Source organism: Streptomyces mirabilis, assembly GCF_039503195.1.
Lineage (GTDB): Bacteria > Actinomycetota > Actinomycetes > Streptomycetales > Streptomycetaceae > Streptomyces > Streptomyces mirabilis_D.
Window position 1 is genome coordinate 5,291,046 of sequence record NZ_JBCJKP010000001.1, and the last position, 15,144, is coordinate 5,306,189.

Annotated in this window: 13 protein-coding genes; 5 read left to right on the forward strand and 8 right to left on the reverse strand. The window is 68.3% G+C overall.

Annotated elements, in window-relative coordinates; genetic code table 11:
• Positions 1-8: 8 nt before the first annotated feature.
• Both AAFF41_RS24485 and hisC read right to left on the reverse strand, forming a co-directional pair.
• Entirely contained in the window at positions 9-1,526 is a 1,518-nt protein-coding gene (locus AAFF41_RS24485; RefSeq protein ID WP_319751200.1) for a cytochrome ubiquinol oxidase subunit I, read from the reverse strand.
• 314 nt (positions 1,527-1,840) lie between these two features.
• Positions 1,841-2,917: a histidinol-phosphate transaminase gene (gene hisC, locus AAFF41_RS24490; protein ID WP_319751199.1), complete on the reverse strand. Its 1,077-nt coding sequence runs from the start codon at positions 2,915-2,917 to the stop codon at positions 1,841-1,843.
• Between the two features lie 489 nt (positions 2,918-3,406).
• Here hisC and AAFF41_RS24495 point away from each other — a divergent pair, with 489 nt between their 5' ends.
• The 3 genes from AAFF41_RS24495 to AAFF41_RS24505 all read left to right on the forward strand — a co-directional run bounded on the left by AAFF41_RS24495 (position 3,407) and on the right by AAFF41_RS24505 (position 6,899).
• Complete coding sequence (locus AAFF41_RS24495; RefSeq protein WP_319751198.1) at positions 3,407-4,519, forward strand: LacI family DNA-binding transcriptional regulator; 1,113 nt, start codon at positions 3,407-3,409, stop codon at positions 4,517-4,519.
• Positions 4,520-4,777: 258 nt separating this feature from the next.
• Positions 4,778-5,848, forward strand: coding sequence for a metallophosphoesterase (locus AAFF41_RS24500; protein WP_319751197.1), 1,071 nt, complete (start codon positions 4,778-4,780; stop codon positions 5,846-5,848).
• Positions 5,849-6,029: 181 nt separating this feature from the next.
• Entirely contained in the window at positions 6,030-6,899 is an 870-nt protein-coding gene (locus AAFF41_RS24505; RefSeq protein WP_343324632.1) for a hypothetical protein, read from the forward strand.
• Positions 6,900-7,024: 125 nt separating this feature from the next.
• On the opposite strand, the gene AAFF41_RS24510 is transcribed toward AAFF41_RS24505, so the two are convergent.
• Both AAFF41_RS24510 and thiC read right to left on the reverse strand, forming a co-directional pair.
• Positions 7,025-8,494, reverse strand: a complete 1,470-nt coding sequence (locus AAFF41_RS24510; protein ID WP_343324633.1) for a VWA domain-containing protein — start codon at positions 8,492-8,494, stop codon at positions 7,025-7,027.
• 96 nt (positions 8,495-8,590) lie between these two features.
• Positions 8,591-10,420: a phosphomethylpyrimidine synthase ThiC gene (thiC, locus tag AAFF41_RS24515; protein ID WP_343324634.1), complete on the reverse strand. Its 1,830-nt coding sequence runs from the start codon at positions 10,418-10,420 to the stop codon at positions 8,591-8,593.
• Between the two features lie 242 nt (positions 10,421-10,662).
• On the opposite strand from thiC, the gene AAFF41_RS24520 reads away from it, so the two are divergent.
• On the forward strand, positions 10,663-12,249 hold the full coding sequence (locus AAFF41_RS24520; RefSeq protein WP_343324635.1) for a YibE/F family protein: 1,587 nt from the start codon (positions 10,663-10,665) through the stop codon (positions 12,247-12,249).
• Positions 12,250-12,307: 58 nt separating this feature from the next.
• Here the strand turns inward: AAFF41_RS24520 and AAFF41_RS24525 are convergent, their stop codons facing one another.
• The 4 genes from AAFF41_RS24525 to AAFF41_RS24540 all read right to left on the reverse strand — a co-directional run bounded on the left by AAFF41_RS24525 (position 12,308) and on the right by AAFF41_RS24540 (position 14,675).
• Positions 12,308-12,745: an SsgA family sporulation/cell division regulator gene (locus AAFF41_RS24525; protein WP_343324636.1), complete on the reverse strand. Its 438-nt coding sequence runs from the start codon at positions 12,743-12,745 to the stop codon at positions 12,308-12,310.
• 100 nt (positions 12,746-12,845) lie between these two features.
• Positions 12,846-13,610 carry an IclR family transcriptional regulator gene (locus AAFF41_RS24530; RefSeq protein WP_257040335.1) on the reverse strand — a complete coding sequence of 255 codons (765 nt, stop codon included), beginning with the start codon at positions 13,608-13,610 and terminating at the stop codon, positions 12,846-12,848.
• Between the two features lie 369 nt (positions 13,611-13,979).
• The gene (locus tag AAFF41_RS24535) at positions 13,980-14,192 is read right to left on the reverse strand and encodes a DUF5326 family protein (protein WP_054236469.1); all 213 of its coding nucleotides are present in this window, start codon (positions 14,190-14,192) and stop codon (positions 13,980-13,982) included.
• A gap of 165 nt (positions 14,193-14,357) precedes the next feature.
• Positions 14,358-14,675, reverse strand: a complete 318-nt coding sequence (locus AAFF41_RS24540; RefSeq protein ID WP_054236468.1) for a cupin domain-containing protein — start codon at positions 14,673-14,675, stop codon at positions 14,358-14,360.
• Positions 14,676-14,756: 81 nt separating this feature from the next.
• Between AAFF41_RS24540 and AAFF41_RS24545 the strand changes: the two genes are divergently transcribed.
• Positions 14,757-15,137 carry a phage holin family protein gene (locus tag AAFF41_RS24545; RefSeq protein ID WP_319752449.1) on the forward strand — a complete coding sequence of 127 codons (381 nt, stop codon included), beginning with the start codon at positions 14,757-14,759 and terminating at the stop codon, positions 15,135-15,137.
• Positions 15,138-15,144: the final 7 nt, after the last annotated feature.

A 15,144-nucleotide genomic window follows, 5' to 3' on the forward strand; every position in this document is an offset into this window, starting at 1 on the left:
CCCTGGGCCTAGTAGGAGAAGGCCATCGGCTTGTCGGCGTCATGGGGGTCGCCGCCGATCTTGGTGGGCGGGTTGAGGTCGGCCTCGGTGAGCTCCGGCGGACCCTGCTTCACGTACTTGAGCATCAGCTTCACCTCGATGACGGCGAGGATCGCGTAGATGAGGGTGAACGCGATCAGCGAGGTCAGCACCTCCGCCTGGGAGACCCCGGGCGAGACCGCGTCCCTGGTCCTCAACAGGCCGTACACCACCCAGGGCTGACGCCCCGTCTCGGTGAAGATCCATCCCCAGGAGATGCCGATGAGCGGGAAGATCAACGTCCACTGGGACAGCCGCCACCACCAGATGCCGAGCTTCGGCGTCAGCTCCATGTTCTTGGTGAGCATGAGCTTCGGGACGTCCTCGTCCCCGGTGCGGTGTTCCGGCGCCAGCCAGAACTTCCGCCTCGTCAACCAGAGGCCGGCGGTGCACAGGGCCATCGAGACCCCACCGAAGCCGATCATCCAGCGGTACGCCCAGTAGGCGGTGGGGATGTTGGGCCGGTAGTCACCGGGCCCGAACTTCTCCTGTTCGGACTTGTTGATGTCGTTGATGCCGGGGATCTTGGCGTTGAAGTCGTTCTTGGCGAGGAAGGAGAGTATCCCCGGGATCTCGATGGCGACGGTGTTGTGCCCCTTCGCGACATCGCCGTACGCGAAGAGCGAGAAGGGTGCGGGCTGCTGCGAGTCCCACAAAGCTTCGGCGGCCGACATCTTCATCGGCTGCTGCTCGTACATCACCTTGCCGAGGGTGTCGGCGCTGACGACGGTGAGGAGCGTGCCGACCAGCGCGGTGACCAGGCCGAGCCGCAGCGACATCCGCATGGTGCGGACATGCCGCTTCTTGCGCAGGTGGAAGACGGCGATGCCGGTCATGAAAGCGCCGCCGACCAGGATGGACGCGCTGATCACATGCCAGAAGTTGACGAGCGCCGTCTCCTGGAAGAGCACCTTGGGGAAGTCGGTCAGCTCGGCGCGCATCGTGCCGTCCGCCTTCTTCACCAGCCGGTAGCCGACCGGATGTTGCATGAAGGAGTTGGCCGCCATGATGAAGTAGGCCGACAGGATCGTGCCGATGGAGACCACCCAGATACAGGCGAGGTGCACCTTCTTCGGCAGCTTGTCCCAGCCGAAGATCCACAGCCCGATGAAGGTGGACTCGAAGAAGAAGGCGATCAGGGCCTCGAAGGCAAGCGGGGCGCCGAACACGTCACCGACGAAGCGCGAGTAGTCGGACCAGTTCATGCCGAACTGGAACTCCTGCACGATGCCGGTCACGACACCCATGGCGATGTTGATCAGGAACAGCTTTCCCCAGAACTTGGTCGCCCTGAGGTAGTGCTCCTTGCCCGTCCGCACCCAGGCGGTCTCCAGAATCGCCGTGAGAGCGGCGAGCGAGATCGTCAGAGGGACGAAGAGGAAGTGGTAGACGGTGGTGATGCCGAACTGCCACCGAGCCAGAGTCTCCGGTGCCAAAGCCAGTTCCACGTCGTCAGTCTCCTTACGCCGCCGTGGTTACAGCGGCAGTTTGCCCCTTTTGTTACATACATCACGGGACAACCGGGACACGCTTGTGAACGCGTTCACATTCACAAGCAATTATGACGCACCGGCTTTCGACCCTCGAAGGGGGGTCCCCCTTTGCGTCAACCCCTCGGAAGGTCTCGAACACACCAAGGTGTCCTCCGGACCACACCACGGTGTCCTCCGGACCGACGACGACAACCCCGCTGCTCCGGCGCCGCGAGGCACGGAAGCAGCGGGGTTGTCAGCGGGGATGCGACGTCGGAGGGGATGTGACGTCAGAGCTCCTTGCGGAACCCCTCGGTCGCCTTGAGGAAGATGTCGTTCGCCTCGGTCTCGCCGATCGTCACGCGCACCCCTTCCCCGGCGAAGGGCCGCACGACGACCCCGGCCTGCTCGCAGTGGGCGGCGAACTCGAGCGTGCGCTCCCCCAGCCTGAGCCACACGAAGTTGGCCTGCGTCTCGGGCACCGTCCAGCCCCGACCGCGCAACGCCTCGACCACGCGGTTGCGCTCGCACACCAGCGTGCCAACCCGGCCGAGCAGTTCGTCCTCGGCGCGCAGCGAGGCGACCGCCGCGTCCTGCGCGAGCTGGCTCACGCCGAAGGGCACCGCAGTCTTGCGCAGCGCCGCGGCCACCGGCTCGTGCGCGATCGCGAAACCGACCCTCAGGCCCGCGAGCCCGTACGCCTTGGAGAAGGTGCGCAGCACACAGACGTTGGGACGGTCACGGTAGATCGAAACGCCGTCCGGCACCTCGACGTCCCGGATGAACTCGCGGTACGCCTCGTCCAGGACCACCAGGACATCGCCAGGCACCCGGTCGAGGAATCGCTCCAGCTCGGCCCGGCGCACCACGGTGCCGGTCGGGTTGTTCGGGTTGCAGACGAAAATCAGCCGCGTTCTGTCGGTGATCGCGTCGGCCATGGCGTCCAGGTCGTGCACCTCGTCCGAGGTCAGCGGCACCCGTACCGAGGTCGCCCCGCTGATCTGCGTGATGATCGGGTACGCCTCGAAGGACCGCCAGGCGTAGATCACCTCGTCGCCCGGTCCGCTGGTCGCCTGCAGCAGCTGCTGGGCCACCCCGACCGAACCGGTGCCGGTCGCCAGGTGCGAGAGGGGGACCCCGAAGCGGTCCGACAGCTCGCTCATCAGTCCGGTGCACGCCATGTCCGGGTAGCGGTTGAACGTACCGGCCGCGGCGGTCACGCTCTCCATCACCCCGGGCAGCGGCGGGTAGGGGTTCTCGTTGGAGGACAGCTTGTACGCCACCGCGCCGGCCGCGGCGGGCTTGCCCGGCTTGTAGGTGGGGATACCCTCCAGCTCGGCACGCAGCTTGGGGCTCGTCTCGCTCACCGCAGTCCTCCTCGCGACCACCGCTGGCTCATGACCACCACCGGCTACCAATGCTTCTCACCTTATGAGGATTCGGCGCCGCTGCGAATGGGCCGGGGACAACCATGCGACGCCCCTGGCCCGGCCCGACGACCCGGCGCGTACGCCTTGGTGATCATCGTCATACTCCCCGGCGACCGTCTCCGTGCGAACTCCGCGGTCATCCTCGTACGAAGGCGTACGAATCGGGGGGCGCGTTGCCTTCAAGGCTGCGCGCTGGTGGCTCACGCCGTAGCGCGCATCACCCGTGCAGGTGAGTTGAGACCTCTTCGAAACATGACCCACTTGGCAGGCCCATGCGCGCCGACGCGTCACGTACTGCCATTGGATCGTTTAACTGACTTGGTTTCAAAGGGAGTAGGCACGTTTTGATCATGCAGAAACGTGCCTGTCAACGCGTGCATATGCGTCCGCACTACCCCACCGCATGAGCCCTACTATCGGCTCGCCATGACAGCAGCAGGGAAGCACCAGGTGAGCCGGGCGGAGACTACACGCCGAGGCGGTCGACCGAGCCGGGCGGGAATCAGAGACGTCGCTGCGGCCGCAGGCGTCTCGATCACAACCGTCTCCGACGCCCTCAACGGCAAGGGCCGGCTCCCGGACGCCACCCGACGCCACGTCCGCGAAGTCGCCGACCGGCTGGGCTATCGCCCGTCGGCCGCCGCCCGCACCCTCCGTACCGGCAAGTCCGGCCTCATCGGCCTGACCGTGACCACCTACGGGGATGAACCTTTCACCTTCACCGAATTCGCCTACTTCGCCGAGATGGCCAGAGCCGCCACCTCCGCCGCACTCGCCCGCGGCTACGCCCTGGTCATCCTCCCCGCCACCTCACGCCACGACGTCTGGTCCAACGTCGCCCTCGACGGAACCGTCGTCATCGACCCCTCCGACCAGGACCCCGTGGTCAGCGAACTCGTCCGTCAGGGCTTACCGGTCGTCTCCGACGGCCGCCCCGCCGGCACCCTGCCCGTCACCGCCTGGGTCGACAACGACCACGAAGCCGCCGTCCTGGGCATCCTCGACCACCTCGCCGACGCCGGCGCCCGCCGCATCGGCCTCCTCACCGGCACCTCCACCGACACCTATACCCACCTCTCCACCACCGCGTACCTGCACTGGTGCGAGCGGGTCGGACAGGATCCGGTGTACGAGGCCTACCCGGCCCACGACCCGTGTGCGGGCGCCGTCGCCGCGGACCGGCTGCTGGCCCGGCCCGACCGCCCCGACGCGGTCTACGGCCTCTTCGACCCCAACGGCACCGATCTGCTGGCCGCGGCCCGGCGCTACGGACTGCGCGTCCCGGACGACCTGCTACTGGTCTGCTGCAGCGAGTCCACCGTCTACGCCAGCACCGAGCCGCCCATCACCACCCTCTCGCTCAAACCCCGCCGCATCGGCACCGCCGTCGTCCAGCTCCTCATCGACGCCATCGAGGGAGCGGAAACCGACCAACCCGTCGAACAGGTCATACCGACGGAGCTGATCGTGCGTACCTCCTCCGAGCGGCGTCCACCTCGTACGACGGTCAGCCCGCCCCGGTCACCCGAGAAGGGGTAGTCCGGGCCCCCGGGGAGGAGTGGCCCGGCGTACGCTGAGGTTGACGTCCGTCATGTCGGCGGCGGGGCATCCACCAGGGAAAGCCCCGCCCAATTCGGGCGAAAACCGTGGCGAACAGGGCTCCTGCTCCGATTCACCACCCCTGGGTCATCACATGGCGCGATCCGCATTCCTATGATGGGCCCACGACACCGCGGGCCGCTGCGACCAGGCAGTCCGATCCGGTGCAGATGCGGCGCGATGGTGGTGGAGGGGTCGATGACTCAGGGGGCCGGTCAGGGACCCGAGGCGGTGCGGACGGAGACGTTGCGCGACTTCCGGGTGCCCGCGTACATCCACGAGACCGGTCCGTACCCGCCGAGCGCAGCTCCCGGCGAGGCGGCCGGGGTCGGCGAGGAGCCCGAGGGCTACACGCCCACCCGGCGCGACCTGCCCGTCATCAACCGGGGCGACACGGTGCAGGTCGTCATGGACCCCGCCGCGGTGGCGGCCCCCCAGCCCGCCGACGGGCCGGGTCCGCTGTACGTCGTGGGCGACGTGCACGGCTACCTCGACCAGCTGGTCGCCGCGCTCCAGGAGCAGGGCCTCCTCGACGCCGCGGGCAACTGGTCCGCCGGGACCGCGCGCCTGTGGTTCCTCGGCGACTTCACCGACCGCGGCCCCGACGGCATCGGCGTGATCGACCTCGTGATGCGGCTGTCCGCCGAGGCGGCCGCGGTCGGCGGCTACTGCAAGGCGCTCATGGGCAATCACGAGCTGCTGCTGCTCGGCGCCAAGCGGTTCGGCGACACCCCCGTCCACTCCGGCGCGGGTACCGCCACCTTCCAGGCCGCGTGGCTGCTCAACGGCGGCCAGAAGACCGACATGGACCGCCTCCAGGACCACCACCTGCAGTGGATGGCCCGCCTGGACGCCATGGAGCAGGTCGACGGGCACCTCCTCGTGCACTCCGACACCACCGCCTACCTCGACTACGGCGACTCGATCGAGGCGGTCAACGACACCATCCGCGAAACCCTCACGCGCAACGACGCGGACGAGTGCTGGGACCTCTTCCGGAAGTTCACCAGACGCTTCGCCTTCCGCGACGAAGGCGGTGCCGAGGCGGCGCTGTCCCTGCTCGACACCTACGGTGGCACCCGTGTCGTCCACGGCCACAGCCCCATCCCGTACCTCCTGGGTGAGGTCGGCTCGGAGGACGGCGAGGACGCCGCGGGCCCCGTGGTCGAGGGACCGCATCTTTACGCCGACGGACTGGCCATCGCAATGGACGGCGGAGTGACCATGGCCGGAAAACTGCTGGTCCAGCAACTTCCCCTGGATAGCTGAGGGTTCTTCGGGCAGGCGTCCCCCAGGAAGGACAGCGCTGGCCAGAGGGCAATTTCTGGAAACCCCCTGTCACGGCGTGCCGTCACCGCTCTACCATCGGCTTATCCGTAGCAGGCTCCCCTCCGTTTCTGCCCGACGGCTCGTCAGCGTGCGAGCCACCAGCCCTACGGAGCATCGGGGGATGCACATGAACAGCGTTCCGCAGCACCTGCTGAGCGAGGACCGCCAGGAATACGAGCGGATCCTCGATGAGGCGCTGCGCTCCGCCCCACACCGCCCGGAACTCGCCGCTGTCGGCCGGCGGCTCAATGCCGAACAGCTGCGCACCATGGCGCTCAACGCCACCGCACTCATCACGGCGGCCGCGGCGACCGAGTACGCGCACTACGTGAAGGTCCGCGAGGAACTGCGCCGCCCGGCGCCGTCCACCCCAACCGTGAGTGAAGGCGCCGGCTCCGCGGAGCCCGGCGCGACCGCGATGGGGCTCGCCGCCACCATGGGCGAGGTCACCGAGACCGCCGGTGCCGGCGCGATCGCCGTCGTCGCGGTGCTCGCCCCCGTCCTCGCCGGCACAGCCGCGGCGATCTTCCTGCTCGTGGGATTCATCCTGAAGGTCCTCACCCCCGAGCTGGCATTCGCCCAGACCCTGCTGACCACCGGGTGGGTCTTCGGCGCGGTCACGGCGGCCGCGATCCTGGTCGCCGCGGTCGGGCTGCTGCTCACCGCTCTGCGCAACGGCTCGTCCTCGCTCCAGGCCGGAGCGCCCGGCGAGCTCAACGCGGAGGTGGTCCGGGCCAGGGAAGCCTGGCGCGAGGCCCTGCTGGAGCGCGGCATCATGCCGTTCCTCCGGGAGGCCCTCGCCGATCCGGGCTCGGCGGCACTGACCCGTCCGTCACCGACACCGACCACCGGCCGGATGCCTCACCTCGGCTACAACCGGCCGGGGTTCAGCAGCCCCGACGGCGGACCCGCGGCCGGACCGCGCCCGAGCTTCACCAGCCCGGACTTCACCAGCCCGGACTTCGGGGGGCCCGAGCACCAGCCGGAGTGACACCCGGCGGGCCGACACCCGGGTGACGGGAACGAGGGGCCTGCGCCGATACGGCGCGGGCCCTTTTGCCGCTGCCCACCCCTTCACCGGCGCCCGCCCCGCTCGTCAGGTCCCGGTGCGCCCCGTCAGATGATGCCGAGCCCCCGGGCCGCCGTCATCCAGGCCGGGAACTGGGAGAGCAGCCGGTCGTACAACTCCGGGTCCGGTACGCCGCTGATGTCGTCCACCGCGAAGAACCCCACGTTGTCGACGCGCCGACCGGGCAGCGTGTCGAACCGCTCCAGCACGCCGTAGTTCGACCGCCCCAGGCCCACGAACTGCCAGAAGATCGGCTCCTCCACCGCGGCCCTCAGCTCCTGCTCGATCGCCTTGTTCCGATAGACACCGCCGTCGGAGAAGAACAACACGAGCGTGGGATCGACGGCCGGATGCTCTCGTACATACGTACGCACCTCGGCGATCGCCTTCTGCTCCTCGTTCTGGATACCGACCGACCGCATGTCCACCTGCCCCGGCAGCAGGCCCTTCCGCGGCTTGTTGCCTCGCCGGAACAGGCTCAGCTCACCGACCCTGACATGGAGCTCCAGCCACTCGGGCAGCTCGCCCAGACTCGGGTCCGGCAGCCGGGCGGCATGGGAGGCGAACGTCCACGCCTGCATCACCCCGTCGTCGTCCAGCTGCGCCGCCACCGCGGCCATCCGCTCCACCACGTCGGCCACGACGCCCTTGGAGTACAGGAGCGACATGGAACCGGAGGCGTCGAGGATCAACACGACGCGCGCCGTGACCCCCTCCGCACCGTGCTTCCGCAGGCTGACCGCCACCTGCTCCTTGCGCAACGAGAGCCGCTTGCGCATGTCCACGGGCAACCGTTCCTCGCCCTTGCTGAGACGCGGGGAGGAAGCCGGGGACACTGGGGGTGCCGGCGGTGCCGGGGGTGCCGGCAGGGCGCCCGCAGCGGTGGGAGCGACCGTCCGCGAGCCAGTCGGCGGGAGCGTGGGCGAGACCGCCGGTGTGCCCCCGGGCGAAACCGCCGGCTCCGGCCCGGGCGCACCGGCCCCGTCGGACTCCACGCTGATACCGAAGTCGGTGGCGAGACCGGCCAGCCCGGACGCATAGCCCTGTCCGACCGCCCGGAACTTCCACTGACCTCCCCGCAGATACAACTCGCCCCCGATGAACGCCGTCTCCGTCGTGGCCTCCATCTCGAAGCGCGCGATCTCCTGCTGGGTCCCGGCATCGAGCAGCCGCAGCGTCAGTCCGGACAGCCCGCCGAAGGTGCCGCCATCGGCCGAGGCGCACAGGACGACCCGCTCGATCTCCGGTTCCAAGGCACGCAGGTCCACCTCGACGGTGTCCGTGGTGGCAGCGCCGTCCCGCTGCTTCCCGAGATGCCGTACGGCGCCGGAGGCGTGCTGCGGCTGGTTGTAGAAGACGAAGTCCCCGTCGTCCCTCACGCGTCCGCCCGCGCCGAGCAGCAGCGCCGAGGCATCCGCGTCCGGCGCACCGGCCCCTCCTCTCCAGCCGAGCACGGCCCGTACCGCCCCGGCGGCGACGGGAAGGTTGGCGCCCTTGCTCATGGATGTCGATGTCATGGGCCCAGTCTGCCGAGAGAAGCCGGCCCGAGAGCCGTTCGTTGCGCCTGATGTACGCCGCGAACGGCTCCGGGCACGACTGCGCGTGCGTGCGGCTCAGTCCGCGAGCGGCAGATACACCCGGTTGCCCGCGGCGGCGAACTCCCTGGACTTCTGCAGCATCCCCTCGGCGACCTCTTCGGCCGACGCCCCCGCGGCCGCCGTACCGCCGAACTGCTCGGTGATGCTCTGGCTGATCTTCATCGAGCAGAACTTCGGACCGCACATGGAGCAGAAGTGCGCCGTCTTGGCGGGTTCGGCCGGCAGGGTCTCGTCATGGAACTCCCGTGCCGTGTCCGGGTCGAGGGCCAGGTTGAACTGGTCCTCCCACCGGAACTCGAAACGGGCGTCGGACAGCGCGTCGTCCCATTCCTGCGCACCTGGGTGCCCCTTGGCGAGGTCGGCTGCGTGGGCGGCGATCTTGTAGGTGATGACGCCGGTCTTGACGTCGTCACGATTGGGCAGGCCCAAGTGCTCCTTGGGCGTGACATAACAGAGCATGGCCGTGCCCCACCAGGCGATCATCGCGGCACCGATGCCGGAGGTGATGTGGTCGTACCCCGGCGCGACGTCCGTCGTCAGCGGGCCGAGCGTATAGAACGGAGCTTCATCACAGATCTCCTGCTGAAGATCGATGTTCTCCTTGATCTTGTGCATCGGGACATGTCCCGGGCCCTCGATCATCGTCTGTACATGAAAACGCTTCGCGATCGTGTTGAGTTCCCCGAGCGTCCTCAACTCCGCGAACTGAGCCGCGTCGTTGGCGTCCGCGATCGACCCGGGCCGCAGCCCGTCGCCGAGCGAGTACGTGACGTCGTACGCCGCGAGGATCTCGCAGAGTTCCTCGAAGTTCTCGTAGAGGAACGATTCCTTGTGGTGCGCGAGGCACCAGGCCGCCATGATCGAGCCGCCGCGCGAGACGATGCCGGTCTTGCGGTTCGCCGTGAGCGGCACGTACGGCAGCCGCACGCCCGCGTGGACCGTCATGTAGTCCACGCCCTGCTCGGCCTGCTCGATGACCGTGTCCTTGTAGATCTCCCAGGTCAGCTCCTCGGCACGGCCGTCCACCTTCTCCAGAGCCTGGTAGAGCGGCACCGTGCCGATGGGGACGGGGGAGTTGCGCAGGACCCATTCCCGCGTGGTGTGGATATTGCGACCGGTGGACAGGTCCATGACCGTGTCCGCGCCCCAGCGGGTCGCCCAGGTCATCTTCTCGACCTCCTCCTCGATGGAGGAGGTGACGGCGGAGTTGCCGATGTTGGCGTTGACCTTCACCAGGAACCGCTTGCCGATGATCATCGGCTCGATCTCCGGGTGGTTGACGTTCGCGGGCAGCACCGCGCGACCCGCGGCGATCTCCTCGCGTACGACCTCGGGGTCGACGTTCTCGCGGACCGCCACGAACTCCATCTCGGGGGTGATCTCGCCCCGCCGGGCGTACGCGAGCTGCGTGACCGCCTGTCCGGGGCGGCCTCGACGCGGCTGGCGCGGCCGCCCCGGGAAGACCGCGTCGAGGTTGCGCAGGCCCCCGCGCGGCGAGGTGTGCTTGATTCCGTCGTCCTCGGGACGGACGGGGCGGCCCGCGTACTCCTCGGTGTCGCCGCGGGCGATGATCCAGTTCTCGCGCAGTGGCGCGAGGCCCCTGCGTACGTCGGTGTCGACGACCGGATCGGTGTACGGGCCGGAGGTGTCGTACAGCGTGACGGACTGTCCGTTGGTGAGGTGCACTTGACGGACCGGCACCCGCAGATCGGGGCGCGAACCCCCAACGTATCCCTTGTGCCAGCCGATGGACTTCCCGGCCTCCCGCGGCTGTTCGCCCTCGGGCGAGGCAGGCACCCCGCCCATCTGGCTGGAGGCAGGCGTGCGTACGTCCTTGTTGGTCATGAGACCTACTCCCTACGCCGGCATTACCCGGTAACAGGTTCGGCGGTCGACGCAGCGGATTCCGTCTGCCGACGTCCCCTGTGAAACATCACTCGTTCCACGTGAAACATCGCTAAGACGGAGGTCAGCGCCCTCTCAGCCCGGTGCTCCGAGCTCCCGCGTGTGCAAAGGTGACTCCACGCTAGCGTCATATCTGGCGCGGTGAACAGAGGGCCCCTCGCCGTTCTTGCGATGATCGGTCGGTGACCACAACGCAGCAGCCCCCGTTCCCGCCGTCCGAGCCACCGCGCCGACGCGGTCCCGGAGACGGCTATGGACCTGGATCCGGAGACGGCCGGGGACACGGGCCGGGCGGTGGCCCCAGCCCCGGTCCGGGCGGAGGGCATGGGCACGGACCGGGTGAGGGACACGAGCACGGCCCCGGGGACCGACACGGACATGGGTCTGGGTCTGGGAACGGACCTGGGCCGGGGAACGGGCACGGCCGTGGCGATGGGCACGGGTCTGGGGACGGGCACGGATCTGGGCACTCGCACAGTCACAGCCATGGGCCCGCCACGCCCGTCTCCAAGCATCTGCGCAAGGTCATCGCGGCCATTCTGATCCCCTTCGCCGCCGCGGTCGTCGTGGGTCTCGCGGTGCTCTGGCCCGGTGGCGCCCCTTCCCACGAGCGCACCGGCGTCGGCTTCGACCGGCAGACCCAGCAGGCCACGGTCACCAAGGTCGACAAGGTCAGCTGCAAGTCCGTGAACGCGTCGGGGGAGACCCCGACCGGCGACACGTCCACCGCCGAGGGCTCCTCCGCGCAGCAACAGGCGACGGGCGACTGCAAAAAGGCGACGATCCGGATCGACACCGGCAGGGACAAGGGCCGTACGTTCACGGAGATCATCCAGCCTGACCAGTCACGACAGTTGCACGAGGGCGAGAAGGTCGTGGCCGCGTACGAGCCCTCCGCGCCCAGGGACCTGCAGTACTCGGTCACCGATGTGAACCGGAAGTTCCCGATGGCGCTGCTCGCCGGGATCTTCGCGCTGACCGTCGTGGTGGTGGGCCGGATGCGCGGTGTCATGGCGCTGGTCGCACTGGCCATCAGCTTCGTGATCCTGACCTTCTTCATCCTGCCCGCGATCCTGCAGGGCTCGAATCCGTTGGTCGTGGCCGTGGTCGGGGCGAGCGCGATCATGCTGATCGCGCTCTACATGTGCCACGGCCTCTCGGCCCGTACGTCGGTGGCGGTGCTCGGCACCCTGCTCTCCCTGGTGCTGATCGGCATCCTCGGCTCGGAGTTCATCGGCTGGGCGGCGCTGACCGGCAACACGGACGACAACACCGGTCTGATCCACGGCCTGTATCCGTCCATCGACATGAGCGGTCTGCTGCTCGCGGGCGTCATCATCGGTTCGCTCGGTGTGCTCGACGATGTGACGGTGACGCAGACCTCGGCGGTCTGGGAGCTGCACGAGGCCAGCCCGACGATGGGCTGGCGCGATCTGTACCGCGCGGGAATCCGGATCGGCCGTGACCACATCGCATCGGTCGTCAACACGCTCGTCCTGGCGTACGCGGGTGCCGCGCTTCCCCTGCTGCTGCTCTTCTCGATCGCGCAGAGCAGTGTGGGCACGGTCGCCAACAGCGAACTGGTCGCCGAAGAGATCGTGCGCACCCTGGTCGGCTCGATCGGCCTGGTCGCCTCGGTGCCGGTGACCACGCTGCTGGCCGCCCTGGTGGTCTCCGCGGACCGTCCGGCAGTCCCGGCCGCCGCCACGGAGCCTGTCGAGAGCAGGGCGCCGGCACGCGGCGGCAAGGGCCGTCGCCGCAAGCGCTGAAGCCTCCCCACGCCCGCGTCGCGTGAGGAAGCGCACTCCACTGGGGGGCTGGGGGGCTTCAGCCCGTGCTCTGCTCCTCCGCCAGGATGCGGTCCAGCGCCTCGTCGAGGTGGGCGTCGAAGTCCGCGAGGGAACGCTCCTGCCCCAGCGGCACCAGCTTGTCCGTGCGGTCGAGGAAGGCCACGAGCGGCGCCGCCCCGGACCGGAACAGCGCGTGCTCGCCACCCACCTGGAGCCGAATCAGCACCTCACCGAACGCCTCCGGGTCGGCGGGCGCGATGTGCACATCCCCGTCACCGCACGGCCGTCCCACACCGTCGATCAGCAACTCCCGCCCGAACGCCCAGGTCACAGGCGCGTCACCGGGCAAGTGGAAGGTCAGCCGCACGGCGTAGGGATCACAGGTCTCGTATCGCAGCTCCACCGGAATGCGGAAAGAGAGCTCCTCCGAAACGAGGAAGCTCATCATGACCTCTGCCTGTACCGACTCGCGCATCGCCTACCCCGTCGTTTTGCCGTCGACCGGCCAGGAATCATCCCCCTGACTCTGCTGAAATATTGCTCAACGTGCACACGAGATCACAAGGAGTGAGTTTTCAGATACTGATAGAGATCGCGAGTGTCCCCAGTAGTCTGCCGATCTCGCCTTGCAATTGCCGCGCCGCGGGCAGCAGTCGATCGGCCTGGTGAAGAGGGAGAGAAAAGGCCATTGCGGCGGCAGTTGTGCCGACCGTGATGGGAAGGGCCGCACAGACCGTGCCCAGCGCGTACTCCTGGCGCTCGATGACGGGCTCCATCCGCCCCGTCCGCTCCAGCCGCCGCAGCAGACTGACGTTGTCACGCACCGTATAGGGAGTGATCGACTGCACGGGGTAGCGGTCGAGATGATCCCGGCGGGCCTTCTCGTCGAGCTGGGACAGCAGACACTGGCCGATCGCATGGGCGTGTCCGGTCTCCCGGAAGTCCGCCCACTCCTCCACCGCCGGATTCCCTGGCGTGTCGGCGACGCACACGACCTCGATCTCGCCGTCACGGTAGACCGCGTAGTACACGGGCGCGCCGATCGAATCGCGCCACTGGGCGAGCGTCTCGCTCACCGTGCTGCGACGTTTCTGCTGCGCTCCGCTACTGCCCAACCGCTCGGCGGCCTCGCCGAGGAAGAACAGCCCCTTGTCACGGCACAGATAGCCCTCGTGCACCAGGGTCCGCAGCAGGTGGTAGGCCGTCGGCAGCGCGAGCCCGGCCTCCCGGGCGAGCTGCTTGGCCGGGGCGCCGTGCTGGCGCGCGGCAACGGCCTCCAGGAGACGCATCGCCCGCTGTACGGAGCCGATCAGCGTCGTGGGATGCGGCTCCGACGACACAACTTCCAGGGGAGTGCGCGCGTCCGGCAGGGGGGTGCGCGCCTCGGCAGGTGAGGTGCGCGGTTGGGCGGGCGGGAGACGTGTCCCCGCGGAAGCGCTGGACCGCTGCAGGGGTGGGGCGGGTGATTGTGCGGGTGCGGTGTCAACCGTGGCCAAGGGGCACTCCCGAAGCGCGAGGGGAACCGCCCGTGCGGGGAAACACGGGAGGGGGCTGTGCGCTGCTCGCGGGGGTCGTCCCCGCGTCGAATTCCGGACTGTAACCGCCCATCACCGCATGCAGACGGCCTCGCCGGAAACTTCCCTCGGCCGAGGGAACCTTGAGTTCCCTTTCCTGACCTGCCCGTTACCCGTTACTCACCCGGTTGTGTCTCACCAGTCGCTGCGCGACGACGAACTCGACATGAACTTGCGTACCACGTAGATCAATCCGCCGACGAGGGCGACGAAGATCAGGACCTTGAAAAGCAGGCCGATCAACACACTGAGCACGCTGACTATCACCGTGCCGAACACGACCAGAGCGATGACCGGCACCGCGATCCACTTCACCCACCACGGCATCCCGCCGAAGATCTCTCGCATCGCCCTTGTCCTTAGCCTCTCTATGCCCGTGGCCCCACGTCCGGGACTCTGATTCCGGGTTCTGTGATGTCCTGCATTCGATGCTAGGCCCGCGAAGGGGCCGACGGGGGCCCCGCACCCCTTGTCCTCCCCTGACCGTCCCCCTAGGGAACCCTGAGGCCCCCGTCAGCTCTCGGGCGGAGAGAACACCACCAGAACCCGCAGGTCCTCGGTGATGTGGTGGAACTTGTGGGCGACCCCCGCGGGTACGTAGACGACGCTGCCACGCGCGACCTGGGTGGTCTCCAGGCCGACCGTGATCGAAGCGCGGCCACTCACGACGAAGTACACCTCGTCCTGCTGGTGCGGCTTCTGCGGGTCGGGGTCGCCCGCGTCGAGCGCGTACAGGCCGACCGACATGTTCCGTTCGCGCAGAAACTGCAGGTAAGCACCGTCGTTGGCGGCCCGTTCCGCCTCGAGTTCGTCCAGCCGGAATGCCTTCATCGCCCTCGTCCGCTCCCGTGCTCCGAAAGCTGTGTCCACAGCCTTGCTCGCCAGTCGATCTCTTCTGCCACGATCAGACACATGAAGAATTTCGTAGTCAAGACGATCGCCAACGCGGGGGCCCTGGCCGTCGCGGTGTGGCTGCTCGACAAGATCACCCTGACAGGGACCAGCACCGGCAAGAAGGTCGGCACGCTGCTGGTGGTCGCCCTGGTCTTCGGTCTGGTGAACTTCCTGGTCAAGCCGGTGGTGAAGCTGCTGACCTTCCCGCTCTTCATTCTGACGCTCGGCCTGATCACCCTCGTGGTCAACGCCCTGATGCTGCTGCTCACCTCGTGGCTGGCCGGCAAGCTCGACCTCAGTTTCCACGTGGAGGGCTTCTGGACCGCCGTGGTGGGCGGCCTGATCATCTCGGTCGTGTCCTGGGCGCTCAATGTCGTGCTGCCCGACGGCGAGGACTGAGAGCCTC

Excerpts from the sequence above, each read along its gene's own strand:
- AAFF41_RS24495 (WP_319751198.1), top strand. The coding sequence starts at position 3,407 with ATGACAGCAGCAGGGAAGCACCAGGTGAGCCGGGCGGAGACTACACGC.
- AAFF41_RS24500 (WP_319751197.1), top strand. The coding sequence starts at position 4,778 with ATGACTCAGGGGGCCGGTCAGGGACCCGAGGCGGTGCGGACGGAGACG.
- AAFF41_RS24505 (WP_343324632.1), top strand. The coding sequence starts at position 6,030 with ATGCACATGAACAGCGTTCCGCAGCACCTGCTGAGCGAGGACCGCCAG.
- AAFF41_RS24510 (WP_343324633.1), bottom strand. The coding sequence starts at position 8,494 with ATGACATCGACATCCATGAGCAAGGGCGCCAACCTTCCCGTCGCCGCC.
- thiC (WP_343324634.1), bottom strand. The coding sequence starts at position 10,420 with ATGACCAACAAGGACGTACGCACGCCTGCCTCCAGCCAGATGGGCGGG.
- AAFF41_RS24525 (WP_343324636.1), bottom strand. The coding sequence starts at position 12,745 with ATGCGCGAGTCGGTACAGGCAGAGGTCATGATGAGCTTCCTCGTTTCG.
- AAFF41_RS24535 (WP_054236469.1), bottom strand. The coding sequence starts at position 14,192 with ATGCGAGAGATCTTCGGCGGGATGCCGTGGTGGGTGAAGTGGATCGCG.
- AAFF41_RS24540 (WP_054236468.1), bottom strand. The coding sequence starts at position 14,675 with ATGAAGGCATTCCGGCTGGACGAACTCGAGGCGGAACGGGCCGCCAAC.
- AAFF41_RS24545 (WP_319752449.1), top strand. The coding sequence starts at position 14,757 with ATGAAGAATTTCGTAGTCAAGACGATCGCCAACGCGGGGGCCCTGGCC.